Raw genomic sequence first — 25,877 nt, 5'->3', positions numbered from 1 at the left:
GCCGGGCGCTGCCCGTGGGGCAGGGCCGCAGCTTGGTCCTTGAAAAAAGGAACGCGCCCGCCGCCAGGCACGCACCATCTCACTCCGCGCTGCCGCCCCCTCTACAGGGCCTCGCCCTGGGCCACTTTGAGGGCGTACTGGGCTTTATTGTAGTCGCTTATCACCTGTAGATAGTCGAGGCGGGCCTGGAGATAGAACTGCTGCACCTGGAAGACCTCGAAGGGCTTGGCCGTGCCGAGCTGCTGGCGGGCCACGCTCTGACGCAGGGTTTCCTGCGTGAGCTGGAGGGCCTCGCGGGCGATGGCCAGCTGCTCGGTGGACGAGGCTAGCTGGGCCTCGGCGGTGGCGACCTCCAGCGCGTAGCGGTTCTCAAATGCGCGGAGCTGGGTTTGCTCCACGGCCAGGCGGGTGTCGAGCTGGCGCAGGTCGCCGTTGTAGCTGAGGCGGCCGAGCGGCAGCGTCCACAGCAGCGAGGCGCTGAGTTGCACGGTATTGTACACCGGCGCGCCGTAAGCGCCGAAGGCCCCGTTATCGACCCCCAGCCGCAGGCGCGGCAGCCGCAGCCCCTGGCTGAAGGCCTTGCGCTGCCAGCCGGTGGCTTGCAGCTGCGCGCTGAAGGCCCCGAACTCGGGGCGTTGTTCCGCGCTGCGGGGGGCGGCCGTGGGCGGCGCGGCGGACGGGGGCAGGGGGGCCAGGGCGGCATCGGCGCTCACCAGGAGGGTGCCAGGGGGCAGGTTGAGCAGGCTCACCAGCTGGGCCGAATGCTTGCGCCAGGCTACCTGAGCCTGTAGCAGACTCAGGCGCAGGTGCCGGGCATTGCCCTGGGCCAGCAGGTACTCCGACTGGTAGCGCAGCCCGGCCCCGACCTGGATTTGGAGCTGGCGGGCCAGGGTGTCGGCCTGCCCGGCCAGCGCCAGCAGAAAATCGGCTTTGAACTGCTCGGTTTGCAGGTCGTAGTAGGTTTGCACGGCGCGTAGCAGCAGCTGGTTGCGCTCGGCGGCGCTGGTGTAGGCGGCGGCTGCGGTGCGGGCGCGGGCCGCCGCCAGCAGGTAGGGGCCTTTGCCAAAATCCACGTCGGCGCTCAGCCCCAGGCCCGCCCAGCGGTAGTTTTGGCTGATGCCGCTGAAGATGCGGCCGTCGCTGTTCAAGGCGGCCCCGCGCAGGTAGTGGGTGCGGCCGCCGGCGGTGAGGCTGGGCAGCCACCACTCCTGCGCTTTGGCTTGGTCGGCCTGGGCCTGGGCAGCGCGCTGCTCGTATTCGCGCACGGTGAGGTTGCTGGCCCCGGCGGCTTGCAGCACGGCAGCCAACGTAACGGGGGTGGCCGCCGAGGTGGCGGCAGCGGGAGCGACGGTGGCGGTGGCGGGCGCAAGGGGCGCCTGGGCCAGCGCCGGGCAGGCGGTCAGTTGCCAGATAGCCATGGCCATCAGGTAGTTCAGGAAGTATTTCATGGTGGCTACTTGGTGGATTGGGGTCCGGCTTCGGTGGCGCGCACGGCGGCTCCTTCGCTACAAAACTGCTTGCCCTCGACGACGACCGCCGCGCTGGCGGGCACCTCGCCCGTGAGCAGCTCGGTGTAGTGGGCGTCTTGCAGGCCGGTTGTCACGTTTACCTGGCGGCAGATGCCCTTCGCTACCACGTACACAAAGGATTGGCCTTTGCTGTTGCCCAGGGCTTCGTTGGGGACGGCCAGCGCCTGGCGGTGGCCGGTGCGCCCCAGGGCCACCGTGGCGTACATGCCGGGGCGCACCTTCAGGTCGGCGTTGGGCAGGTCGATTTCGGCGTGCATGGTGTTGCTGCCGCCGCTCAGGCCGTAGGCCACCCGCGCCACCGGCCGGGCGTAGCGCGTGGCGGGCAGCTCGGGGAAGGTGACCGTGGCCAGCGTGCCGGGGTGAATGAGCACCGCGTCGGCCTCGGGCACCTCCACTACCAGCCGAATGGGCCGTAGCGCCTGCACCTCAAAGAGTGGCGTGGCCGAGGCGCTGGCCAGCCCGCTCTGCACCACGGCCCCCTCATCGACGTAGCGGTTCGTGACCACCCCCGCGAAGGGCGCTTTTACCTGCAAAAATCCGATTTGCGCCTGCGTGGCCGTGAGTTGGGCGCGCAGGCTGGCGTAGTCGGCCTCGGCTTTTTCCACGTCCACCACGGTGGTGAGCTGCGGCGTTTTGGTGTAAATGCTTTTTAGCCGCTCGTAGATGGACTGCTTGCCTTTTAGCTCGGCCACCAGGCGGGCGCGCTGGCTCAGCAGGTCGGGGTTATCGAGCACGGCCAGCACCTGGCCGGAGTGCACGAAGGTGCCGATGTCGGCCCGCACCTGCCGCAGGTAGCCGCTGGTGCGGGCGTACACCTTGCCTACCTGGTAGGCCCGCGCCGTGCCCGTAATGGCCAGCGGCGCGTCGAAATCGTGCCGGACCGGGTGCGCCACCCGCACGGTGGGCACGTTGCGCGGGGCGGCCGGGGTATCGGCGGGGGCTGTTGCGGGGCCGCCGCTCTCGGCCGCGCTGCCGCAGGCGCTAGCCCCCAGGGCCAGTAGCAGCAGCAGGCTGGCCGCCACGGCTTTGTGGAACACCGGCTGCTCGCTGGCCACGTCCTCGGCGGGAACTTTGGGCGCGAACATAAAGAACAGTATCGGCACCACGAACAGCGAGAGCAGCGTGGCCGCCAGCACCCCGCCGATAATGGCGCGGGCCAGCGGCACCGTGGCCTCGCTGCCCCGCTCCAAGCCCAGCGCCATCGGCAGCAGCGCGAACACCGCCACCACGGCCGTCATCAGAATGGGCCGGAAGCGGTTGGCCACGCCCTCCCGGATGGCCTCAGGCAGCGAGTGGCCGGCGTGCAGCAGGGTGTTCATCTTCTCCACCAGCAAGTTGCTGTAGGCCACCGAGATGCCCACCATCATGATAATGCCCATCATCGACTGGATGTTGAGGTAGGTATCCGTGGCCAGTAGCAGGGCCACCACCCCAATCAGCCCCAGCGGAATGACGGCGATGATGATGAGCGGCAGCGTAAACGAGCGCAGCAGCGGCACGATGACCAGGTACACCAGCAGCACGGCCAGCACCAGGCCCAGGCCCAGGTTGGCGAAGCTCTCGTGCATGCTCTGCACCTCGCCCCGAATCGTGATTTTGTAGCCCTCCGGCAGTTGCTGGCGCAGGGGGGCCAGGCGCTTTTCGACCTCGGCGGCTACCGCCCCGATGTCGCGCCCCTCCACGTTGGCAAACACGTCGGTCACGCGCTGAATATCCAAGTGGTTTATCTCGATGGGGGCCGTCGTGAGCGACGTTTTCGCGATGTCCTTGAGCTGCGTTTGCTGGCCGTTGGGGCCGGTGAGGGTGATGTCGCGCACGGCCTGGGGGTTGTCCAGGGCCACTTCGGGGTACGTGACGCCCACGTAGTAGTGGTTGCCGTTCTTCTCGTCAATCCAGAACGAGGGACTGAAATTGACCGATGAGTTGAGCGCCGCCACCGTGTTCTTTACCACGCCGTCGGCGCTGATGCCCTGCGCGGCGGCCTTGGTTCGGTCGATTTCCACCTTGATTTCGGGGTGGTCGTAGCGCTGCTGAATGCGCACGTCCTCGGTGCCGCGCACGTCGCGCACCAGCGCCCGCACCTGCTCGGCCACGGCGTGCGACTGCGCCAGGTCGTTGCCCGTTACCTGAATATCGAGGGGCGAGGGCAACCCGAAGTTGAGGGCGCTCGTGACGATGCCGCCGGTGTTGAAAATGAACTCCACGCCCGGAAACCGCTGCTTGAGCAGGGGCCGCAGCCGCGTCACGTAGGCGGCCGTGCTCACCCGGTGGTCTTCCTTGAGCTGCACGGAGAGTGTCGCGTCCTGCGTGCCCGAGTTGGGGGTGTAGGCGGCGGGCCAGTCGTTGAGCACGCCCATGTTGGAGATAATGATGTTGAGGTCGGGGCCGATTTCTTGCTGCAGAAACGCCTCGATTTCGGTGATGGTCTGCTCGGTTTTTTCGAGGCGGGTGCCGCTTTCCAGGCGCACGTCCAGCGAAAGCTGCCCCACGTCGGTGTGCGGAAAAAGCTCGGTGCCCAGCCGCGTAAAGCCCACCAGCGCCAGCCCAAACAGCCCGGCCACGCCCCCCAGCACCCACCAGCGGTAGCGCAGCACCGGCCCGATGCTGCGCACGTAGCCGTCGGTGAGGCGGCGCACGCCCCGGTCAAACGCCGCCAGAAAGCCCGTGGTGGTCGCGTGCCCGCCGTGGCCCTTGAAGAGCGCCGCCGCCAGTATCGGCACCAGTGTCATCGAGATGAAGCGCGAGCCAATCATGGCCAGCGACACGGTAATGGCCAGCGGCGCGAACAGAAACTTGGCGATGCCCGTGAGAAACACCACCGGGAAAAACACGATGATGATGGTGAGCGTCGTCACCAGCACCGGCATGGCTACTTCCTTGGTGCCGTCGTAGGCCGCCTGCGGGGCCGTCTTGCCCATTTGCAGGTGCTTGTCGATGTTTTCGAGCACCACGATGGAGTCGTCCACCAGCAAGCCAATGGCCAGCGCCAGCCCGCCCAGCGACATGCTGTTGATGGTATCGCCCGTGAAATACAGCCCGATGAAGGCAAACAGGATGGAGAGCGGGATGCTGAGCGCCACGATAAAGGTGGCGCGGAGGTTGCCCAGAAACAGCAGCAGCGCCAGCGACACCAGCACCAATCCGATGACCCCCTCGTGCACCAGCCCACTAATCGCCTGCCGCACGTAGGTCGATTGGTCGAGTATCACGTCCAGGTTCACGGCCTTGGGCAGGCGCTGCTTCAGCTCGGCCAGCTTGCCCTTCACGGCCTCCACCGAGGCAATGGTGTTGGCCCCCGTGCGCTTGTAAATCGGGATGTACACCTGCCGCTTGCCGTTGATGTGCACCACGTTGGTTTGGATGGCGCTGGCATCCTTGGCGTAGCCGATGTCCTTGAGAAACACCGGCGCGCCGCCCGGCTCCATCTTCACCACGATGTGGTTAAAATCGTCAATCTTGGGCAGCATGCCGTTGGCATTCACGCTGTAGTTGAGGTTGCCGATGTTCACGTCGCCCGTGGGTATCATCACGTTGTTTTTCTGCACGGCGGCCACCACGTCGGTTTGCGAGAGGTGGTAGGCCTGCAACTTCTCGGGGTACACGTACATGTAGATGCGCCGCAGCTTGCCCCCGTACACGGCCGGCGCAATAATGCCCGGCACCGACCCCAGCAGGTTGCGCAGCTGGAAATAGGCGATGTCGTACAGCTCCTTCTCGCTCAGCGAGTCGCTGCTCACGGCCAGCAGCGCCAGCGGCGTGGCGGCGGTGGGGTCGTAGGGCATCACCATCGGCGGCACCGTGCCCGGCGGCAGGTAGTAGAGGTCCGACATGGCCAGCGAGGTCACCTGCGAAAGGGCCGCATTCGGGTCGGTATCGTCGCGGAAGAAATTCTTCACGATGCTCACCCCAATCAGGCTCTTGCTCTCCTGCCGGGCAATGCCGTTGGCCTGCCCCGTCCAGCGCTCGATGCGGCTGGTAATGTCCTTTTCCATCACCTCGGCCGGCATACCAGGGTAGAGGGTGAGCACCTGCACCGCCGAGGTTTTGTAATTGGGCAGGATATCGACCGGCAGCCGCTGCAAGGCCACCGCGCTGAGTACCGCCACCAGCAGCGCCAGCACGATAACCAGGTATTTATTCTTAAAAGCTAATTCCAGCATGTGTTTGTGGTTGTGGTTGAGCAAGCACCAGGGGCCCAAAAGCCCCCAAAGCCTCCTCTTGCCCCCAGGCAAAAGCAGGCTCCCCGGCCCCGCGCACTCCGCGCCGAAAGCCAGTATTGCTTACCCCACCGGCGGCCCACGCAGCCGCCACGCCCCCACCACCGGGGCCGACCGGCACCGCCGCTCGGGCGGAAACAAATGCAGCACCGCTGCCGAGGCTACTGCCCCCACGCCCGTCACCCACGCGGCGGGCCACGGCGGCAGCACCGCCAGCAGCAGCTGCGGCAGCGCATCGGGCGCGGGGTGGTAGTAGGCATCAACGCTCGCCCGCTGGCAGTGCATCGGCGGAAACACCGCTGGCCCCTGGCCGTGGTATTGCTGCCGCAGCTCGCAGGCGCTGGCCCGCCCCGGCACAGGGTGCACCGGGGCCGCGCACAGCAGCTGCCACGGAATGAGAATCATTCCGGCCGCGAGTACCATCAAGAAGGCCCGTAGCTGCCGCATATTGGGCAAAGGTAGAGCCTGATAACTAGGCAGCAAATGAAGTTGAGTAATTTTCAGTCGCCTGGAGCGATGTTGGGGTTGGTCTAGTTAAGTTGGCAAGTTGTTGTTGGTGAAACTGGTAAGGGGTTAAATAGCCGATGCTGGAGTGGCGGCGCTGGTGGTGGTAGTCAAAATAGTCGGCTAGCGCGTGAAGACAATTACCTTTCGGCAAAGCAGCCCGGCGAAGGCCGCGCCGGCCACCGCCAACAGCGCGAGCAGCTGCCCCACTTGGGCGCGGGGAGTAGCGTAGGCCAGTTTCCAGTAGGCCAGGGCCGACAAGGCCAGCGCCTTCGCAACCCGAAGGCCGGCGGCGGGCCAGCGCTTCGGGCAGTACAGCGCGCACGGCTACCAGTATTTAAAAATGGTCCACAGAATCTTGTAGCCCGCCCCCAGGGTGCCTTTTACGGTGCCCGACACCTTGCTGGTGCCGATGCGGCGGCGGTACGACACCGGCACCTCCACCACGGCTAGGCCCTGGCGGGCTGCCTTCACCTGCATTTCCACGGTCCAGCCGTAAGTGGTGTCGGCCATGCCCAGCTGCCGGAGCGCTTCGGAGCGGATAGCCCGGAAGGGTCCCAGGTCGGTGTGGGTGCCGCCGTAGCGCAGGCGCAGCAGCCGGGTGGCCAGCCAGTTGCCAAAGCGCTGCTGCGGGAGTAAGGCGCCTTTTTCCCGCTGGCCCAGCGCCCGCGAGCCAATGACCATGTCGGCCTCCCCGCGCAGGATGGGGGCCAGCAGCGCGGGCATCTGCTCGGGGTAGTCGGAGTGGTCGCCGTCGAGGAAAACCAGGATTTCCGGGGCCTGCCCGGCTGCTTGGGCGGCGTAGTACGCCAGGCCGGCCAGGCAGGCCGAACCGTAGCCGGGACGGTTCTCCGTCACCACCGTGGCCCCGCCCGCTCGAGCCGCGGCGGCCGTGTTATCGGTGGAGGCGTTGTCGACGACCACTACTTCCTGCACCAGCCCGGCCGGAATTTCGGCCAGCACCAGCTTAATGGACCGGGCTTCGTTGTAAGCGGGTATCAACACCCCGATGCGGGCCCGCGGGGTACCGCTGGCGGCGGCGGCAGGAGCCTCGGCGCAGCTAAGGGGCCGGGGGGGCGAAAAATCCAGGGGAGCGACTGACATGGCCCCGTAGTCGGCAGTGGGCGCCGGACCTTACAGGAGGCCGGCTGATTTCGGCGAGAGGGGCTGCACCCCTGCCGCTAAAAAAAGAAGTTGGGGGCTGTAAGGTTCCGGCAGCGGCCCCGACTGCCGGCCTTACCCGCGCCAGCTCCTTCGGGCAGCGCCCCGGCCGGGGCGTCGGGCATCTCTTTATCTACTGTTGTATGCACCTGGTTATCATTGGCAACGGCATCACGGGCGTTACGGCCGCCCTCACGGCCCGGCAGCTCGACCCGGCGGCCCGCATCACGCTCGTGTCGGCCGAAAGCGCCCACCACTACTCGCGCACAGCCCTGATGTACCTCTACATGGGCCATTTGCGCTACCAGGATACCAAACCCTACGGCGACTGGTTCTGGGCGGAAAACCGCCTGGAGCTGGTGCACGCCGAAGCCACCGGGCTGGACCCCGCTGCCCGGCAGGTGCAGCTGAGCACCGGCCAGCGCCTGGCCTACGACCAGCTGCTACTGGCCACGGGCTCGGTCACACGCTTCTTTAACTGGCCCGGCCAGCAGCTACGTGGCGTGCAGGGCCTGTACGGGCTGCCCGACCTCGAAAAAATGACCCGCGACACCCAGGGCATCCGGCGGGCGGTGGTGGTGGGCGGGGGCCTGATTGGCATTGAGCTGGCCGAGATGCTGCACGCCCGCGGCATCCACGTCACGCTGCTCGTGCGCGAAAGCCGCTACTGGGAGCTGGTGCTGCCCCCGGAAGAAGCCGCTTTGGTGGAGCGCCAAATCAGCCTCCACCACGTAGAGCTGCGCCTGCACACGGAAATGCGCGAAGTGCTCGGCGACGCCGACGGCCGGGTGCGGGCCGTGGTGACCACCGCCGGCGAGGAGCTGCCCTGCCAGTGGGTGGGTATTGCCACGGGCGTGGCCCCCAACCTGGCCCTGGCCAAAGCCGCCGGCCTGGCCACGGACCGCGGCATTCTGGTCGACGAGCACCTGCGCACTAGCGTGCCCGGTGTGTACGCCGCCGGCGACTGCGCCCAGCACCGCGAGCCCGGCCCCGGGCAGGTGCCCGTGGAGCAGCTCTGGTACACGGGCCGCATGCAGGGCGAAACCGTGGCCCATACTATCTGCGGGCAGCCTACCCCCTACCGGCGCGGCTTGTGGTTTAACTCGGCCAAATTCTTCAACCTCGAATACCAGACTTACGGCCGCGTGCCGGCCGAGCCGGAGGAGGGCACCAGCACCTTCTGCTGGCAGCCGCCGGGCGGCGGCCAGCTGCTGCGCCTCAACTTCCGGGCCGCCGAGGGCCACGCCGTGACGGGCCTGAACGCCCTGGGTTTGCGCCAGCGCCACGCCGTGTGGGAGCGGTGGCTGCAGCAGCGGGTGCCCGTGCAGCAGGTGCTGCGGGAGCTGGGCCAGGCCAACTTCGACCCCGAGTTCTTTCGCCGCCACGAGCCGGCCATCCGGCGCGCGTTCGCCCGGCAGTTTCCGGACCTGGCCGTAGATGCGGTGCCCGCGGCCTCCACGGCCGGGCGATAGCCGTCACCGGCGCTTACTCCTTTATCCTTTTAATCTTTCGCTCACGCCCCCGGCATTTCTTTTCTTATGGCTCTGACTTCTGCTCCCGCCGCTTCCTACGCCCTGGCCCAGGCCGACCTGCCCGTCACCGACCCCGCCGAAAAGGCGACCCTGGCGGCCGTGGCGCTGGGTTTGCTGGCGTTGCTCGCGGCAGCTTTCGATGCCGACCCCACCCGGGCCCGGCTGAGTTTCATCGTTGCCCTGGCGCTGGTCAGTGGCGGCACGCTCGCCTGGAGCTGGCTGAAATTCGGCCGCCGGCCGGCCGGCGTGCACCAGAATAACCTGTGGCAGCGGGCCAGTACCAGCCGCGGCGCCATTGCCTGGGTGACCGGCGTGGTGCTCACCGGCTTTTACGTGGTGCTCTACTGGTTTCCGGGCCTGCTCGAAAACCTGATTCGCACGCTCGACCCCTTCAGCCAAACGCTGCGGGCCAAACCCGCCGACCAGTGGTTTCTCTACGGCACCTTCTACACCCTGGCCGTGCTGCTCATGGGCGCCCGGGCGCTGTGGAAATACCGCCACTCGCGCTATCAGCTTATCCGGACCTGCTCGGTGATGTTTTTTCAGCTGGGCTTCGCCTTCCTGCTGCCGGGCCTGCTGCTGGCCTTCCAGCAGCCCGAGTACTACTTCACCTACTTCTGGCCCCTGAAGTACGACTACCTGTTTCCGGGCACGGTAGGCTACTTGGTGAAGGACGGGCAGGCCCTGGGCGTGTTCATGGTGTTCTGGGGCGCGGTGATGTCCTTTCTGGCCACGCCGGTGCTCACCTACTTCTACGGCAAGCGCTGGTACTGCTCCTGGGTGTGCGGCTGCGGCGGGCTGGCCGAGACGGCCGGCGACCCCTACCGCCAGCTCTCCGACAAAAGCCGCCAGGCCTGGAAGTGGGAAGTGCGCATCATCTACCCCATTCTGGCCCTGATAGTGGGGCTCACGGCGCTGCTCTGGGTGGGCGCCTCGGGCACGGTGCCGGCCCTGGGTGCCGTTACCCAGCCCCTGTCCCGGTTTTATGGCTTTGCCATCGGGGCCGTGTTTTCGGGCGTGATTGGCGTGGGCTTCTACCCGATTATGGGCAACCGGGTGTGGTGCCGGTTTGGCTGCCCGATGGCGGCTTACCTGGGCCTCCTGCAAAAGCATTTCTCGCGCTTCCGCATCAGCACCAACGGCGGGCAGTGCATTTCCTGCGGCAACTGCTCGAATGTGTGCGAGATGGGCATCGATGTGAAGCAGTACGCCCAGCGCGGCGAGCCCATCATCCGGGCGTCGTGCGTGGGCTGCGGCATGTGCTCCACGGCTTGCCCCCGCGGCGTGCTCAACCTCGAAAACGGCCCCCGCGAGGGTCGCTACCAAAGCTCCCAGCTGATTCACGCCGATTCGCTGCGGATATTGAGCTAGGCCCGGGGAACTAGGCCCGGGCGGGCCAACCACTTTTTACGCTGAATACGCTGAGTCTATGCTGGTACTGGAAATCGGAGTTGTAGTGATTTACGGCATTTGCCTGCTGTTTATGCTGGGCTTCAGCCTCTCGCAATGGCAGCTGACCCGCCTGGCGGGCCGGACCGGCCCCGTGGCTGCCCCGCCCCCGCCCGCGGTGTGGCCCCACGTAACGGTGCAGCTGCCCGTCTACAACGAGTTGAACGTGGTGGAGCGCGTGATTGACGCGGCGGCCGCGCTCGACTACCCGCCCGACCGCCTGCACCTCCAGGTGCTCGACGACTCCACCGACGAGAGCGTGGCCCGCGCCGCCGCCCGGGTCGCTTATCATCAGGACCGGGGCCTGCGCATCGACCACGTGCGCCGCGCCACGCGCGAGGGCTACAAAGCCGGCGCCCTGGCCCACGGCCTTACCTGCACCGACGGCGAATTCGTGGCCATTTTCGACGCGGACTTTGTGCCCGCGCCGGATTTTCTGCGCCAGACCCTGCCGCACTTCACTTCCCCACGGGTGGGCATGGTGCAGACGCGCTGGGGGCACTTGAACGAAAACGCCTCCCTGCTCACCCGGCTGCAGGCGTTCGGACTGAACGCGCACTTTCTGGTAGAGCAGGTGGGGCGCCGCGTCGGCGGCCATTTTCTCAACTTCAACGGCACCGGCGGGGTGTGGCGTCGCACCTGCATTGAGGATGCCGGCGGCTGGCACGCCGACACCCTCACCGAAGACCTCGACCTGAGCTACCGGGCCCAGCTGCGGGGTTGGCGCTTTGCGTACCTGCCCCACGTGGTGGCCCCGGCTGAGCTGCCCGAGCAGCTCGATGCCCTGAAGTCGCAGCAGTACCGCTGGAACAAGGGCGCCGCCGAAACCGCCCGCAAGCACCTGGGCCGGGTGTGGTGCGACGCTTCCCTGCCGCTGGCCACCAAGCTGCACGCCTCGTTTCACCTGCTCAACAGCTCGGTGTTTGCCGTTATTTTGCTCATGGCCGTGCTCAGCGTGCCGCTGCTGTTCGTGCGGGCCCACCGCCCGGAGCTGAAGCCGGTTTTCCGGTTGGCGGCGGCGTTTCTGCTCACGTTTGTGCCCCTCACCTACTACTATTACACCACCTGGCGACTCGCCGGCGGCCCCGTCACCGGCCGTTGGTTTGCGCCGCAGTTTCTGCTGTTTCTGGCCGTGTCGATGGGGCTGGCCCTGCACAACACCCGCGCCGTAGCCCTGGGCTTCCGGGGGCGCGCCTCGCCGTTTGTGCGGACGCCGAAGCTGGGCGCGGCTCCGGAGGGGGGGCGTCCGGTGCGGCGCTACCGCACCCGGGAATCGGGTGCCCTGCCCCTGATGGAAGGCCTGATGACGCTTTATTTCCTCGTCGGCCTGGGAGCGGGCTGCTATTATGGGGACTACGGCCTGCTTCCCTTTCACTTGCTGCTGGTGGTAGGCTACGGCTTGGTTACGGGCTATGCGCTGCAAGGGCTCCGGCCCCAGCCGGCGCCCCGGCCTGTTACCCAGCCTATCCTGGCCCGTTAAACGGCACTTTTTCTCTGCTCCTTATGCCCGCACCCATGCTATTCGTCGGCCTGCACTACTGGGCCGGAGCCGGCCGTGAATTCACCGAAGTGGCCCGGCTGCTCGCTCCTGATTTTTGCCTTCGTAGCCCCCGACCTTTCGGCACCAAAATGGAAGGAGTATCCAACTAGAATGATGCTTTACCACCAGCAAATGGTGAAGTATCAGCAGCCTGGGGTTGGGTACGCTGGAGAGGACCGGAGGGAGTAGATAGCCAAACAGCTAGCAGCTACTTCTAAGCCCATGCCCATGAGTGCAATTCAGCAGCTCACAAAAAGAAAAGGAAGCAGCGAAGCCAGTTTTAATCAGGAGCTTATCAAGCTCTGTTACGCAGCAGGGCTTACGAATTCTTTCGCACATACTAAGAGGTACAGACAGTACTGGATACCCTCTCTTCACCGTCTAACCAGGTAAAAATGATTCGTTACTTTTTCATCTTCATTATTACTGCTTTAACTGGTGCGCCATTTCATGCGAGTAAAGCCCAGTTGCGAAATCCACGGAATATACCGTACCTCTGGAAAACAGATACAGCCAACAAAACCGTGCAACTTTCCGAGTTTACGGTAGCAGTCCCCAAGGGTGCTTTTCCTGTCCTGAATATGCCAAGGTTCATTGGTTCGGATAAAGGACGGCAGGTATACTTCAGACACGAGCCGGTTATTAGTTTAGCTGTTGGCGGACGGGCCAAGGCTTACCCGCTCAATGTGCTGACGGCGCATGAAATTGCCAACGATACCCTTGGCGGTATCCCCATACTTGTTACCTATTGCCCCTTATGCAATGCCAGCGTCGCATACGACCGGCGGCTACGTTTTAAGGGAAAGGAGCAGTTGCTGAGCTTTGGCGTATCGGGCATGCTGCGCCACAGCGATATGGTGATGTACGACCTCCAAACAGAAACCTGGTGGCAGCAATTGATGGGAGAAGCCCTGGTTGGCTCCTTGGCTGGGGCAGAACTAAAGGTCCTGCCATCGCTGGTAATTTCGGTAGAGGAGTTTTTTCAGCGATACCCCAATGGGCAGATTCTTTCGCCGGAGACGGGGCTTGGACGGGATTATGGGCAGAACCCCTATGTAGGCTATGATGACCTGAAAAATTCACCCTACGATGCATTCATAGACAAAAGCAAGGTAGACAAGCGGCTGCCGCCCATGGAGCGGGTGGTAGACGTGGAAAGCCAGGGGAAACACAAAATCTATCCGTTCTCGGCAATTGCCAAGGAGGGGGTCGTTAACGATGCCTTCAACGGTAAAAACGTTGTTGTTTTTTATGAGTCCACTACGGTATCGGTGCTGGATGAGAGAGACATTAGTAAGTCCAGAAGGGTTGGTACGGCAACCTTGTTTAATGCCGTGCTGGGCGGGCAAAAGCTTACCTTCCAAAGAAAAGGCAACCTGTTTGCCGACAAGGAAACAGGTTCAGCCTGGGACATCACAGGCAGAAGTACAGCCGGACCGCTGAAAGGAAAGCAACTCCGAATAGAGCCCCACAGCAACCACTTTGCTTTCGCCTGGCTGGCCTTTTTCCCGGAGTCAGAAATATACGGGAAGAATGCCCGGTAAATTGAAAATGGCCAGAGTAAACCACTTTAGCTGAATGCGATAGCAGCGCCACTAAGGGTAGGCATACGTAGTTAGCAGGAATTTTGTCCGGCAGCCGACATATGACGGGTTAAGTAATCAGGATGTTGTTTAAATCCCGTTAAAGAGAACAATGTATTCTGCACAATCAGCCAATGACAGCAAAAATGCTGCTGGCGCACTTGTAAAACAGCAAATTGTACGAAATCACCTATGAAAACCATAACTGTTACCTTTCCTAATGCTACTGGTCAACTGCTTTCTGGGCGGCTGGAGATGCCCGTAGACGGTAAACCGCATGCTTTTGCCCTGTTTGCGCATTGCTTTACCTGTACTAAAAACCTGACCGCAATTCGAAACATTGCCCGTTCTTTAAGCCTGATGGGAATTGCAGTGCTTCGCTTCGATTTTACCGGTCTGGGGCAGAGCGAGGGAGAGTTTGGGACATCGGGCTTGTCCTCGGATGTTTCGGATTTGATTAGCGCTGCTGATTTTTTAAGAAAAGAATACGAAGCCCCGGTATTGGCCATTGGCCACTCGCTTGGGGGCACGGCAGTGCTCATGGCTGCCAAATCCTTGCCCACGGTTCAGGCTATTGCTACTATCGGGGCCCCTTGTGACCCAACTCACGTCAGGCACCTGTTACGGGATGGCTTAGGAACCATTGAAAAAGCAGGAACTGCCACGGTGGACATTGGCGGACGCCCTTTTCCTATAAAAAAAGAGTTCCTGACTGATTTAGAATCTTTTGAGCCGGAACAAACCATCGGGCAACTTGAAAAGGCCTTGCTCCTGCTACACTCTCCGCAGGACAACGTGGTGAACATAGAAAATGCCGCGGCAGTATATCAGGCCGCCCGGCACCCCAAGAGCTTTGTTTCATTGGACGGGGCCGACCATCTGCTCTCGGAGCCCCAGGATTCTTTGTACGCAGGGGAAGTGATAGCCTGCTGGGCCAAACGCTACATTGCTTTTCCTCAGCCAGAGCCAATCAGGGTACGCCAACGGGTAGCGGTACGCATCGGGCCAGATTCGCTAACGACGGAGATTAAAGCAGGTAATCATTCGCTGCTGGCGGACGAACCGGCAGAAGCAGGAGGCGATGACCTGGGCCCTACCCCCTATGACCTGGTAACAGCAGGGCTGGGTGCCTGTACGGCGATGACCCTACGGCTGTATGCTGACCGAAAGAAATGGCCGCTGACCAATGTAGTGGTGCACCTGCACCACGAAAAAATACATGGGTTTGATTCGGAAAACCCGGAGCAGAAAGCGCTTCTGGACCACATCTGGCGGGAGATTGAGCTGGAAGGTGAGCTAACGGACGAGCAGCGGCAGCGACTACTCAGTATCGCGGAGAAGTGCCCGGTACACAAAACCTTAAGCTCGCGCATAGAAATCAGCTCAGCCCTTCTGCCCCCGTCTTAGGAAACTTATTAACTGATGTTACGCGGCGATTAGGGCCAATTCGTGGTGCATCGCTTTCAGGCCCGCCAAATAGTGTTATGCTTTTAAGCGGAAATGGCCGATTGAGGTGGTCTAGTTAAGCAGGACAGTTTAGGGCATTTAGTTGAAGCAGTTGTTGATGAGTGTAATACGGCGTCTGGTAGTCGATGCTGGAGCGCAGCCGCTCGTGATTGTAGTAGTCAAAATACTCGGCGACGCTGGCTTGGGCGTCGGCTAGGTCGGCAAAAACGGGCCAGTCGCGCGCTTCGAGTTCCTCAGTTTTGAGGCGCGACCACAGGCTTTCGGCCTGGGCATTGTCGTAGCAGTCGCCGTGGAGGCTCTGCGAGCGTACCACTCCGTGGTCGTGGAGCAAGGCGCGGTACGCGTTGCCGCAATACTGCTTTACAACCGGCCCGACTATCTTCCCCGGTCCGGACTATAGCATATAAATGATGTCGGACGAAGCCGTGGGGTAGGCGAATATCAGCTTGCGCACCTCCGCGGCCGGGAGCCTGGCGTGCATGGCCAGCATAAACAGGTTGATGACTTCCTCGGCGTTGGGGCCCAGCAGGTGGGCGCCCAGAATCAGGTCCGTCTCTTCCTCAATCAGCACCTTGAAGGCTGAGCGGGGCGTACGGAGCCGCTTGGAGGTAAACCAGCCCGTGGTGACGTCGTGCTTCACCTGGAACTTGAGGCCCTGCCGGGTGGCTTCCGCCTCGCCCAACCCCACGCTGGCCAGCACCGGGTGCGCGAACACCGCCGAGGGCATCAGGCCGTAGTCGATAACCTGGTGGTTGCCTTCGAGCAGGTTGGCCGCCGCCACGTGCGAGGCCTTGCCGGCCACCGGCGTCAGGGGCAGGCCCGAGGCGGCCGCGTCGCCGGCCGCGTACACGTCGGGGTGGGAAGTGCTTTGCAGGTACTCGTTCACCGTCACGCCCTGGCGGGTGTAGGCCACGCCCGCGGCTTCCAGGTTGAGCTCGGCTAGCGCCGGCTCGCGGCCGGCGGCGTGAATGGCCAGGCCGGCCGGGAATTCCCGGGGTTGTCCGTCGGTTTCGGCGTGCAGGCGCAGCTGGCCGTCGGGCGTCTTGCTCAGGCGTTTTACCTCGGTGTTCAGCAGCACCTCGATGCCGGCCTCGCGGGTGGCAATCAGCAGGTGCTCCACCAGCTCGGGCTCGAAGTTTTCCAGCGGGCGCGCCCCCCGGTGCAGGATGCGCACCTTCGCGCCGGCGCGGGCCGCCAGGTGGGCAAACTCAAAGGCGATGTAGCCGCCGCCCACGAAGGTGAGGTCCGCCGGCAGCTCCGGCAGCTCCATAAAGTCGGTGCTGTCGAGCAGCAGCTCCTCGCCGGGGATGCCCAGCGGCTGGGCGCGGGCCCCGGTGGCAATCACGAACTGTTTCGCTTCCAGCACGTCCGCGCCAACCTGCACGGTGTGCGGGCCCGTGAACCGGGCCACGCCGTGGAAGGGGTGAATGCCCGCTTTCTGAAAGCCCGCCTCCTTTTTCTCCGGCACCGGCTCGGTGAACGTGCGCTTGAAGGCCATCAGCTCCGGCCAGCTCACGGTGGCTTCCTGCGCCACGCCGTGGCCGAGCAGCTGCCGCGAGCGGGCCACGGTTTCGGCGGCGCCCACCAGCACTTTCTTGGGGTCGCAGCCGCGCAGGGCGCAGGTGCCGCCATAGGGCAGCGCATCCACGATGGCCACGCGCTTGCCGGCGGCCGCGCACTTGCGGGCGGCCACGCTGCCCCCGCCACCGGTACCAATTACAAGGACATCAAAGGAGTGTTGTGACATAATTCAGGAGAATAAGTGTTGGGGCGAAAAAGGAGAAATCACCTGGCAATCAATACCGGAAAACGCAGCGTAGGCACCACAAGGGCCTAACTGGCGCAGCAGCTGAGCTTGGCAACGTCCTGGTTGAAGGACAGAGCGGCCAGCTTGATGCCTTCGGACTGGGTCAGGTAGGGGTAGAACGTGTTGGCTAAATCCGCCACGGTCAGGCCCCCCTTTAGGGCCAGCGTCAGCGGCGAGACCAGCTCGCCGCCCTCAGGAGCTACGATGCGGGCGCCGAGCAGCACGTCCGTGTCGGCGTGGCGCAGCAGCTTGATGAAGCCCCGCGTGTCTTTGGCCGCTACGTTGCGCGGCACTTCCGAGAGCGGCAGCACGCGCACTTCCACCGGCAGGCCGGCGGCTTCGGCGCCGCGCTCGTCGAGGCCCACGCCCGCCACCTGCGGGTCGGTGAACACCACCCAGGGCAAGGCCGTGAAGTCGGTGGCCCGGCCCGCGCCCGCGAAGGCGTTCTGCACGGCCAGCTTGCCTTCGTAGGCGGCGGCGTACACGTAGGCCGGGTTGGGGGTCACGTCGCCCACCGCGTAAATATTGGCGGCCGAGGTTTCCAGCTGCGCGTTCACCTGCACGTGCCCGGATGGCGTGAGCGTGACACCCACCTTTTCCAGGCCCAGCGTGCCGGTGTTGGGCCGGGTGCCGGCCGCCAGCAGCAGGTGGGTGCTCACGATTTCCTGGGTGCCGCCGCTCCCCCTGACCCGCACGGTCACGCGCGGGCCGTCGGTGGCCACGTGCTCCACGGCCGCGCCGGTCAGGATAGTCATCCCTTCGGCGCGCAGGTGCCGGGTCAACTCCTCGGCCACGTCGGCGGTTTGGTTACTAAGTACGTGGGTTGAGCGCTGCACCACCGTCACGCGGCTGCCGAAGCGCTGGTAGGCCTGGGCGATTTCCAGCGCGATGTAGCCCGCCCCGATGATGGTCAGCGACTCGGGCAGCTCCTCGTGCTCAAACAAGGACTCGGAGGTGAAGTAGGGCACCTGGTCCAATCCCGCAATGGCCGGGATGAGCGGGGCAGCGCCCGTGGCCACAATGAACTTGAGGCCCGTGTACTCGGTCTGCTTCCCGTCCGGTCCCTGCACGCGGATGGTGCGGGTGTCCACGAATTCGGCCCAGCCGGCCACCACGCGCACGTGGTCCAGGTCGGCGAGCAGCGCTTCGTACTTCTTGCCGCGCAGCTGGTTCACCAGGTCGCGCTTCTCGCGGATGACTTGGGCAAAGTCCAGGGCGGGCTGGCCGGGCTGCACGCCCGCGAAGGACGAGTGGCCGGCATGGCGGAAGCTTTCGGCCGCGCGAATCAGGTACTTGGAAGGCACGCAGCCCACGTTGACGCAGGTGCCGCCCAGGGGCAGGCCGCCGTTGACGACCAGCGTGGACAGGCCCTGCTCGTTGGCGTGAAGGGCCGCCGCAAACGCCGCCGAGCCGCCCCCGACAATAACCAGGTCGAAAAACGTGCCCTGGGGACCGTGCCCGGCCAGCTCGGCCGAAGGCGTTGCCGACGCGGGCCGGTCCGTTGTGCCGGCCCGGGGGGCGGTGGAGGCTTGGGTAGCGGGCGTTAGGGCTTCGGGGATAGGAGTCGCGGTACCCTCGGCGGGGCCCGGGGCAATCTCCCCGGTCACCTGGTAGTGGCCCGAAGCGGTGATGGTGGCGGCAATCTCCTCTTTCGAAGTGACGTCGCCGTCGTAGGTAAACGTGCCCTTGCCGGCGGGGTGACTCACGTCGGTGGCTATGACGCCGGGCTTGCCTACGAACTGCTTGGCGATGCCCGTGGCGCAGCCGGTACAGGTCATGCCGCCAATGGCGAATTCGATGGTTTTGATTGGCATTGGAAGGGCTTAGTTAAAAAACTGGAAAGGGACGAGCAGCAGCCACCCCCGCTCAGGGTTGCTTTTTTAGCCGCCTTGCAGCTGGCTTTGGTTGCCATGGGCAGTGCCCGGGAAAGGCCGACCAATGGGAACAGGTTCGTGCGCGTTGTGAACGGAGGAGATGCATAGGATTACGGCTGAGGGACCAGCTCCACTTTGGTCACCGCGTAGCCGGTCTCTTTGGTCACGGCTTTGGCCAGATGGTCGGCGCTCACCTTGCGCTGGTCAAACGTGACCAGGGCCCGGCCCTCGGAGAAAGAAGTCGAAGCGGTGAGCACGCCCGGCGTGGCGTTCAGGGCGTGGTTCACGCTCACCTCGCAGCCCGAGCAGCTCATGCCCGCGATGGAGAGGCGGGCCTGCCCCGTTTGCCGGGCCGGAGCCGTAGCCACCGGGGCGTTGTTTTTCAAGAGGCTGCCCGAGAAATAGGGAAAGGCCAGCAGCCCGGCGGCCAGCACCGTCACCACGCCCAAAAACCCTTTCGATTGCAGCAGCGACGGCTTTTCATCTTCCTCACAGGCGCAGGCGATTTCAGCCGCCGGGCGGGGCTTGAGCTTCTGGTACCAGGCAAAGCCGAGCACGCCAACGGTCAAGACAATCAGGTAGGGACGGAAGGGTTCCAGCCACGAAAAGGTGGAAGCAACGCCGCCGATGCCGCCGAGCACAGCCAGGATGGGCGTGATGCAGCAGAGCGAGGCCGCGAAGGCGGCCAGCAGCCCGGCACCGACCAGCGACTTGGTGCCGGACGTTTCAGGATTCGACGTGTTCGGGGATTGGGGGGTGGAGGGGTTCATTGGGGCAGCTTGGTAAGGGGGGAAGCGGCGATGGTCGCAAACAAAGGCTTGAGCAGGGGCAGGTGCGCGGGCTGCAGGTAGTAGAAAATGGTCTGGCCGACTTTGTCGGCGCCCACCACGCCGCCGTCCTTGAGCTTGCGCAGGTGCTGGGAGACGGCCGACACGTTCATGTTCAGCACATCGGCGATGTCGCACACGCAGAGCTTTTGCTCTTCGTGGAGCAGGAACAGGATTTTCAGGCGCACCTCGTTGCCAGCCAGGTTGAGCAGGGCGGCCAGTGCCCGCAGGTCCGGGGCCACGGCGGTGAGCAGTTGCTGGCAGTGTTCAATGTGACGGGTATCCGCAAAAACCCGGATGCAGGAGGGGGATTTCATGGCGAAGAAAACACGTTTTATTATTTGCTTATTTAAGTGAAAGCTAAAACAAATCACAAAGGTTTCAACCCCCTTCTGCGTTTTTCCCTCGCCAGTAACAGCGATAGCACAACAGTTGGAGCGGGGACCAGCCCTGAGCTTTCCGGACTACTGCCAGCAGCTAGTTTGTCGCAGAAAGCAAGTGTAAAAAGTTGAGTAAATGCACAGAAACAAGCCTCAGCACCGGACGCGGGAACGACCGGGTGTGCAGCCGCCGGGCACGAAGGGCAGCAGTGGGGCGCACAAGCAGCAGGGATAATGCCGGGCTGCCGGTGCCCGACACTGCCGATGGTCGCGCTACCAACGGTCCACCTTACATGGCACTACCGAAAAATCAGCTCGTTTTTTAATTCCGAAAAAAAGTTGCCCGGTCCTGTAAGGCCGCCCCCCGTGCTAACGACTGCCGCATCCGGGGGCCGGCTGAAAAAACGTGGTCGGACTTACCGACGCGTGTTCACCTGGCAGGAAGCCGCCCGGCTTTTGCTACTTTCGGCCCAGGCCGCAGGCGCGGACCAGCCTTCGCTTAGAGATTGTATGCCTTATGCTTCCTGCCCCCGCTCCCGCTTCCGTTACTGCGACCCCGCCTGAGCCCCACCTGTGGCTGAGCCGCTACGGCAGCGACCTGTTCCGCTTTGCCCGTCGCCGGGTGGCCACGGTGGCCGCCGCCGAGGAGCTGGTGCAGGAAACCATCGTGAGTGCGCTGGGCACGCTGGCCTCGTTTCGGCAGGAGTCGTCGGAGCGTACCTGGCTGTTCGTTATTATGCGGCGCCGGCTCGTGGATTACTACCGCCAGCAGGCCCGCTCGCCGCTGGTGCCGCTGCCCGGCGCGGCAGGCAACGGCACTTATTTTGAAACCGGGGTCCGCACACACTGGCGCCAGGGCGAGGAACCCCGGGAGTGGGCCGCCGCCGATGCCCAGCTGGAACAGCGCGAGCTGGTCCAGCAGTTGTTGCGCTGCCAGGACCAGCTGCCCACCCAGCACCAGGCCGTGTTCAGTCTGCGCTTCGTGGAAGAAGTTTCGGGCGAAGAAATCTGTCAGCAACTCGCCATCACGCCGGCCAACTACTGGGTCATCCTTCACCGGGCCAAGCTGCAGCTGCGCAAGTGCCTGGAAAAGCACTGGTTTTCGGGCTCGTAATACCCTCCTACCCTCACGTCCATGTCGGCCTTATTCAACTGTAACGAAGCCACCCTGCTCATCGAGAAGCGGGCCGAGCTGCCCCTCTCCCCCACCGAGCGCGCCAGCGTCTGGGCCCACCTGCGCATGTGCGTGCTGTGCCGCCGCTACGCCAAGCAGACGCAGGTAGTGGCGGCCCTGGCCCACCGCCTGGCCCGGCCCGACGCGGCCGGCGACCCCGACGACACCCTCCCGCCCGAACTGGCGCAGAAGCTGACCCAGCTCATTCGCCAGGCCGGCCATCCCGGCCCGGCGGCGAGCTAGGCGGCTTACGTGAGCGGCTGAGTGCGGGCCACCAGCCCAGCCACTAGGCGGGCAATTTCCGGCCCCATCTCTTCCGGAAAGAAGTGTTTGGACGGCAGTTGATGCACCTGCGGGAGGTGCGCCGCCTGCTGCACCATTTTGCCGAAGTGCTCGAAGTCGAGAGCCGGGTCCTCCACGCCCCAGATGGCCTGCACGGGGTAGGGCGGCTGGTCAACGGCGCGGTGGAGCAGGTCCTGCAGCTGCTGGGAGTGGTCGAAGTGACGCATGATTTTGAGGAAGGCCTTGCCCCCGTCAGCGCGCTTGAGCAGGTCCACGTAGGCATACACTTCCTCCTTGGGCAGGTCTTCAATGTGGCTCACGCCCATGGCTTTGAACAGCAGGTACCAGGTAGGGTGTTGCAGAGTCATCAGCTCGGCCTCCCCCAGCACCGGCAGTTCGAAGGGCCGCATGGGCAGCGGCTTCTTGAAATTCACCACGTCATAAAACATGTTGAGGATGGTCAGCGAGCGGATGCGCGCGGGGTGCTCGGCGGCCAGGGCCAGCCCGATGGCCCCGCCGATGTCGTGGACCACCAGGTGGTAGCGCTCGAGGCCTAGTACCTCGGTGGCCCGGTGCAGGAAGCGGGCAAAACCGCGAAACGTATAGTCGAAGTCCTCGGGCCGGTCCGACAGGCCCAGCCCGGGCAGGTCCACTGAAAGGCCGCGCAGGCCCTGGCTCTCAAGGCTGCGCAGCATTTTGCGAAAGAGGTAGGACGAGGTGGGCACGCCGTGGAGGCACAGCACGGCCTCGCCGGCGCCGTAGTCGAGGGCGAAGGTGCGCAGGCCGTCCACGTCGACATACCGGCCGGAGGCTTCGTGAGAAGCAATGATTTGGTCTACTGGGGAGTCGCTCATCGCATAAGAGATTAGGATTTGGAAGGGTACTGCCGCTCGGTTTTCGACTGGCCGGGGCGCAGGGTCACGTCCTTATTTAAGCCCTGCTTTTGCTGCTCGGCGGGCGAAGAGCCTGCGGGCGGCAGGCCCAGCCGCATGCTCACGTCGCGCCAGCCCAGCTTGATTTCGTTCCAAGTGTGGCCCGGCGCCTCGTAGCCCCAGGCCCGGTATTGGCCGGCCGGCACCTTGCCTTTTTGCTGCACGAAGGTGGCAAAGGCAGCGGCCCAGTCATCAAAGTTGGCCATGCCGTCGGTTTCCTTTACCATGTCCTCGGCCTGGTCGTCGGAGTACTTTTTGCCTTCGCCGAATACCTGGTAGCGCCACAGCGCGTCGGGCACCTCAATGCCGGCGTAGCGGCACTGCCACACCAGCGGGGCGTAGGCGTCGCGCTGGTTTTCAAAGGGTTCCTGACCGGGGTCGAAGTATTCTTTATGGCGCAGCAGCTTGGGGCGACCCTCGGCGTCGAGCTCGTCGCCGCCTTCGTCGCCGTAGCAGAAAAAGGCCGCGGTGCGGCCTTCCAGGTAGTTCTGGCTGAGCGCCTGCCACTCGGGCTGGTGCTCGAGGGACATGGCTTTCTCGGGGTTTTTGTGGTCGATAGTGGCTTCCTTGGGGTTGCCGCCGTTCATGCACACCAGCCGGTCGAACAGCAGCTTGAGGTTGGCCGAGGGCCCGTACCAGTTGTGCGGGCCGATGATGGCCCAGGCATCGGCCGCGTCGAGGCGGGCGTAGAGGTCGAGGTCCCACATCAGGTCGGGCTCGGCCTTGCTGTCTTTCTCGTAGCAGTTGCAGGGCCACACGCACAGGGCCATGCTGGTGCTCACGCAGGCGTTGCAGCTCTGGATGCGGGCCCGGCCGTACACGTTGCCCAGGTCTTCCAGGTCGATTTCCCAGTCCTGGGGCAGGCTCTCGGCCAGGCGGAGCATGAGCGTGCGGGCTTTGGAGTCGACGCCGGGGCAGTTGTACTGGCGGCGGTTGGAGCCGGCGATGAGGAGCACCCGAAAGGGCCGCTGCTCCAGTGGTAGTCCCGGGCTGGTGTCGGAAGGTTTCATCGGCAGGAGAAGGGAGGATGGATAAAATTCTTACGTTGGCAGCGCGGCGCGCGGCTGATGGTTTTCCCGGCTAAGCGTCCCCCCGCTGCCGGGCGGCCAGGAATTTATCGGCCGTGCGCAAGCTCAGGGCCATGATGGTCAGGGCCGGGTTCGCGCTCAGGGCGCTCGGAAACACAGAGTTGTCGCAGATGTACAGGTTGGGCACGTCGAAGGCGCGGCCGTCGGCGTTCACCACGGCGTCGTCGCCGCTAAGGCCCATGCGGGCCGTACCGATGAGGTGGGCGTTGCGCGGAAAGGCTCAGATGTCGGAGGCCCCGGCCGCTTCCCAGATGCGGCGCATCAGCTGCTCGGCGTGGCGCGTCAGGCGCCGCTCGTTTTCCTGGTTGGTGAAGTGCACCCGCGGCTTGGGCAGGCCCCGGGCATCTTTCTCGTCGGCCAACTCTAGGAAGTTGGCGGCGTGGGGCAGGCAGTCGCCGAGGATGTTGATGCCGGCGGTGTGGTTATAGCGTTGCATGTATTGGCGCAGGGCCGGGCCCCACAGCTTCCGCCCCCGCGCCACCTGCCCGGCAAACGTGACGGGCATCACGCCGATGCTTTGCAGCAGGTAGCCGCCGGCAAAATCGGCATCCGGGGGCCGGTGGGTATCTTCCGAAATCAGGGCGCCGGGGATGCCTTTGTAGGGGCGCACGTCCTCGGCGGTATTTCCCTATTGGTTTAACAACACCCAACAATTGTAGATAGCCGATTAGCCTAATGAGTCCGTGGAGACCAGCGTAGCCGATACAGACCGGGAATCATTCTCTAGTAGGAACTGACCACGTTAAACTTCTGTCAAGTTTTTACTTGTAAAAACTTGACAGAAGTTTCTATCTTTGCTCCATAAGTGTCTTATTTCCCATGTCGAAATCCATCATGCAGCGTGTCCGCCAGCAAGTCGAGGCTTTTGCACCAGGCGAGTTGCTCACGTATGCCGATCTGGTGACGGAACCTTCTCAATTCGGAGCGGTGGCCGCGGCCCTGAGTCGGTTGAGCCGGGAAGGCCTGCTAGTGCGCTTTGCCAAGGGGCAGTACTACCGCCCCCAAATCAGTCGGTTTGGTCCGCTGCAGCCTTCCGAGGGGGCCATATTGCGCACGCTCACCTCGGCCGGTGGCGAGCCGCGGGCTTATCCGGTCGGAGTCAGCCTCTACAACCAGTTGGGCCTAACAACCCAGATGCCGGCTGAGATGATGGTGACCACCCCCAAGCCGCGGCGTACCTCGCCCCGGCGCGTGGCGTTCGTGGTGCGCCCGGCACCAGAACGGGCCAGCGACGTGCCGCTGCTGCAGTGGCTGGAGGTGCTGCGGGACCTGCGCCATATTCCCGATACTAGCCCCGATAAGGTGCTGGCCCGGGTGCAGCACGAAATCACTCGTCTCGCCCCGGCAGCCCGGCGCCGCCTGACTGAGCTGGCAGCCACCCAGGCTCCGCCCCGCGCCCGCGCCGTACTCGGGGCGCTGCTGGAGCGGCAGGCCGACCCAAAAGGCGCGGCCACGTTGCGCGCCACCCTCCATCCGCTGACTACGTACCGCCTGGGCCTCAGCGCCGGGGCCCTGCCCAACCGCGCCGCGTGGAACATTCAATGACTTTGCATCAGAGCCCCGAGTTTGGGCAAATCCTGCTGGCCACCGCCCAAGGGTTAGGCTTACCCGAAGCCTTTGTGGAGAAGGACTACTGGGTAAGCTATGTACTGCGGGCACTGGCCGATTCGCCCTACCGCGAACAGTTGGTATTTAAGGGCGGCACGGCCCTTTCCAAGGCCTACGGGCTGGTGGAACGGTTTTCCGAAGACGTGGACCTGGCCATTGCTGGTACCGAGGGCTGGAGTGGCGGGCAGGTTAAGAAGCTCATGGATGCGGGGGCCAAGCACATCACCCAGGGCCTAACGACCGTGTTGGACGTGGGCGTGACCGTGCGCGGAAGCCACTTCCGCAAGACCCTGCACCAGTTCCCGGCTACCGCCGCGCCCACTTCCGGCGGTCAGGTGCGGCCAGGCGCGGTACTGCTCGAAATCAACGCCTTTGCGCGCCCCCACCCCAGCCAGTGGCGGCCGGTGCAGTTCTACGCCGGCCAGTTCCTGACGCAACGCGGCGAGCACGAATTAGTAGCGCAACACGGTCTGGCTCCGTTTGAGGTACTGGTGCTCGCTCTGGAGCGGACGCTGGTCGAAAAGATACTGGCCTTCGTTCGCGCTGGCTACGCACCCGACTCGCTGGGCGAGCTGCAGGCTAAAATCCGCCACGCGTATGACCTGTATCAGCTGTTCCAGCAGCCAGCACTGCAGGCGTTTCTGGCCGGTCCGGAGTTTGATGCGTTGTTGGCCGAAGCGCGTGCTGATGATGCCCGCAACCAGGAATTTCAGGGCGACTGGGCTACGCGCCCGCTGGCGGAAGCGCAATTATTCGCTGACGAAGGCCGTACCTGGCAGCAATTGGTATCGACCTACCAAGGTGTATTCCGGCAATTAGTTTATGGAGCGCTGCCCTCACCGCAAGCGGTACAGCAGACTCTGGTTGCTATCGGCCGGCGACTAGCTACGCGCTAGTTCGCCTTTTCATAGTAATGAGGGGAT

General features: G+C 64.1%; 24 protein-coding genes. 10 read left to right on the top strand and 14 right to left on the bottom strand.

Features of this window, described 5'->3' with window-relative positions; all coding sequences use genetic code 11:
* Positions 1-101: 101 nt before the first annotated feature.
* The 5 genes from B9A24_RS01410 to B9A24_RS01395 form a co-directional block, all read right to left on the bottom strand.
* Positions 102-1,448: a TolC family protein gene (locus B9A24_RS01410; RefSeq protein WP_084443347.1), complete on the bottom strand. Its 1,347-nt coding sequence runs from the start codon at positions 1,446-1,448 to the stop codon at positions 102-104.
* A gap of 5 nt (positions 1,449-1,453) precedes the next feature.
* Entirely contained in the window at positions 1,454-5,689 is a 4,236-nt protein-coding gene (locus tag B9A24_RS01405; protein ID WP_084443346.1) for an efflux RND transporter permease subunit, read from the bottom strand.
* Positions 5,690-5,809: 120 nt separating this feature from the next.
* Positions 5,810-6,193, bottom strand: coding sequence for a hypothetical protein (locus B9A24_RS01400; protein WP_084443345.1), 384 nt, complete (start codon positions 6,191-6,193; stop codon positions 5,810-5,812).
* Positions 6,194-6,373: 180 nt separating this feature from the next.
* The gene (locus B9A24_RS21940) at positions 6,374-6,511 is read right to left on the bottom strand and encodes a hypothetical protein (protein WP_159451909.1); all 138 of its coding nucleotides are present in this window, start codon (positions 6,509-6,511) and stop codon (positions 6,374-6,376) included.
* Positions 6,512-6,577: 66 nt separating this feature from the next.
* On the bottom strand, positions 6,578-7,354 hold the full coding sequence (locus B9A24_RS01395; RefSeq protein ID WP_084443344.1) for a glycosyltransferase family 2 protein: 777 nt from the start codon (positions 7,352-7,354) through the stop codon (positions 6,578-6,580).
* Between the two features lie 200 nt (positions 7,355-7,554).
* On the opposite strand from B9A24_RS01395, the gene B9A24_RS01390 reads away from it, so the two are divergent.
* The 6 genes from B9A24_RS01390 (at position 7,555) to B9A24_RS01370 (ending at position 14,922) form a co-directional block, all read left to right on the top strand.
* The gene (locus tag B9A24_RS01390) at positions 7,555-8,883 is read left to right on the top strand and encodes an NAD(P)/FAD-dependent oxidoreductase (RefSeq protein WP_084443343.1); all 1,329 of its coding nucleotides are present in this window, start codon (positions 7,555-7,557) and stop codon (positions 8,881-8,883) included.
* 66 nt (positions 8,884-8,949) lie between these two features.
* Positions 8,950-10,314, top strand: coding sequence for a 4Fe-4S binding protein (locus B9A24_RS01385; RefSeq protein WP_143434693.1), 1,365 nt, complete (start codon positions 8,950-8,952; stop codon positions 10,312-10,314).
* Positions 10,315-10,372: 58 nt separating this feature from the next.
* On the top strand, positions 10,373-11,872 hold the full coding sequence (locus B9A24_RS01380; protein ID WP_200813843.1) for a cellulose synthase family protein: 1,500 nt from the start codon (positions 10,373-10,375) through the stop codon (positions 11,870-11,872).
* Positions 11,873-11,895: 23 nt separating this feature from the next.
* Complete coding sequence (locus B9A24_RS21935; RefSeq protein ID WP_159451908.1) at positions 11,896-12,042, top strand: hypothetical protein; 147 nt, start codon at positions 11,896-11,898, stop codon at positions 12,040-12,042.
* A 285-nt stretch (positions 12,043-12,327) separates the two neighbouring features.
* Positions 12,328-13,476: a DUF3179 domain-containing protein gene (locus B9A24_RS01375; protein ID WP_084443342.1), complete on the top strand. Its 1,149-nt coding sequence runs from the start codon at positions 12,328-12,330 to the stop codon at positions 13,474-13,476.
* Positions 13,477-13,707: 231 nt separating this feature from the next.
* The gene (locus tag B9A24_RS01370) at positions 13,708-14,922 is read left to right on the top strand and encodes a bifunctional alpha/beta hydrolase/OsmC family protein (protein WP_084443341.1); all 1,215 of its coding nucleotides are present in this window, start codon (positions 13,708-13,710) and stop codon (positions 14,920-14,922) included.
* Positions 14,923-15,037: 115 nt separating this feature from the next.
* On the opposite strand, the gene B9A24_RS01365 is transcribed toward B9A24_RS01370, so the two are convergent.
* The 5 genes from B9A24_RS01365 to B9A24_RS01345 form a co-directional block, all read right to left on the bottom strand.
* Positions 15,038-15,313, bottom strand: a complete 276-nt coding sequence (locus tag B9A24_RS01365) for an integrase core domain-containing protein (protein WP_159451907.1) — start codon at positions 15,311-15,313, stop codon at positions 15,038-15,040.
* 63 nt (positions 15,314-15,376) lie between these two features.
* Positions 15,377-16,729, bottom strand: a complete 1,353-nt coding sequence (locus B9A24_RS01360; protein WP_084443339.1) for a dihydrolipoyl dehydrogenase family protein — start codon at positions 16,727-16,729, stop codon at positions 15,377-15,379.
* Between the two features lie 86 nt (positions 16,730-16,815).
* Positions 16,816-18,603, bottom strand: a complete 1,788-nt coding sequence (merA, locus tag B9A24_RS01355) for a mercury(II) reductase (protein WP_084443338.1) — start codon at positions 18,601-18,603, stop codon at positions 16,816-16,818.
* Between the two features lie 170 nt (positions 18,604-18,773).
* The gene (merTP, locus tag B9A24_RS01350) at positions 18,774-19,433 is read right to left on the bottom strand and encodes a mercuric transport protein MerTP (RefSeq protein ID WP_084443337.1); all 660 of its coding nucleotides are present in this window, start codon (positions 19,431-19,433) and stop codon (positions 18,774-18,776) included.
* Complete coding sequence (locus B9A24_RS01345; RefSeq protein WP_084443336.1) at positions 19,430-19,807, bottom strand: ArsR/SmtB family transcription factor; 378 nt, start codon at positions 19,805-19,807, stop codon at positions 19,430-19,432. The genes merTP and B9A24_RS01345 overlap by 4 nt, the downstream gene beginning before the upstream one ends.
* A gap of 580 nt (positions 19,808-20,387) precedes the next feature.
* Between B9A24_RS01345 and B9A24_RS01340 the strand changes: the two genes are divergently transcribed.
* Entirely contained in the window at positions 20,388-20,984 is a 597-nt protein-coding gene (locus B9A24_RS01340; RefSeq protein WP_084443335.1) for a sigma-70 family RNA polymerase sigma factor, read from the top strand.
* 21 nt (positions 20,985-21,005) lie between these two features.
* Complete coding sequence (locus tag B9A24_RS01335; protein ID WP_084443334.1) at positions 21,006-21,287, top strand: anti-sigma factor family protein; 282 nt, start codon at positions 21,006-21,008, stop codon at positions 21,285-21,287.
* Between the two features lie 5 nt (positions 21,288-21,292).
* Here the strand turns inward: B9A24_RS01335 and B9A24_RS01330 are convergent, their stop codons facing one another.
* From B9A24_RS01330 to B9A24_RS23040, 4 genes are all read right to left on the bottom strand, one after another.
* Positions 21,293-22,180 (bottom strand): alpha/beta fold hydrolase, encoded by an 888-nt coding sequence (locus B9A24_RS01330; protein WP_084443333.1) that lies wholly within the window; start codon positions 22,178-22,180, stop codon positions 21,293-21,295.
* Between the two features lie 11 nt (positions 22,181-22,191).
* Positions 22,192-23,268 carry an NAD(P)H-dependent oxidoreductase gene (locus tag B9A24_RS01325; RefSeq protein WP_084443332.1) on the bottom strand — a complete coding sequence of 359 codons (1,077 nt, stop codon included), beginning with the start codon at positions 23,266-23,268 and terminating at the stop codon, positions 22,192-22,194.
* 70 nt (positions 23,269-23,338) lie between these two features.
* Complete coding sequence (locus B9A24_RS23045; protein ID WP_317044208.1) at positions 23,339-23,542, bottom strand: GMC family oxidoreductase; 204 nt, start codon at positions 23,540-23,542, stop codon at positions 23,339-23,341.
* Between the two features lie 24 nt (positions 23,543-23,566).
* A complete protein-coding gene (locus B9A24_RS23040; protein ID WP_317044207.1) occupies positions 23,567-23,956 on the bottom strand; it encodes a hypothetical protein in 390 nt (129 codons plus the stop codon).
* A 209-nt stretch (positions 23,957-24,165) separates the two neighbouring features.
* Between B9A24_RS23040 and B9A24_RS01315 the strand changes: the two genes are divergently transcribed.
* Together B9A24_RS01315 and B9A24_RS01310 are read left to right on the top strand one after the other, a co-directional pair.
* Complete coding sequence (locus B9A24_RS01315) at positions 24,166-24,891, top strand: DUF6088 family protein (protein WP_084443331.1); 726 nt, start codon at positions 24,166-24,168, stop codon at positions 24,889-24,891.
* Entirely contained in the window at positions 24,876-25,850 is a 975-nt protein-coding gene (locus tag B9A24_RS01310) for a nucleotidyl transferase AbiEii/AbiGii toxin family protein (RefSeq protein WP_143434692.1), read from the top strand. The genes B9A24_RS01315 and B9A24_RS01310 overlap by 16 nt, the downstream gene beginning before the upstream one ends.
* The last annotated feature ends 27 nt before the right edge of the window (positions 25,851-25,877 follow it).

This window comes from Hymenobacter roseosalivarius DSM 11622 (assembly GCF_900176135.1).
GTDB lineage: Bacteria > Bacteroidota > Bacteroidia > Cytophagales > Hymenobacteraceae > Hymenobacter > Hymenobacter roseosalivarius.
Note: the sequence above shows the minus strand (reverse complement) of the source record. Positions and strands in the feature narration are given on the sequence as shown.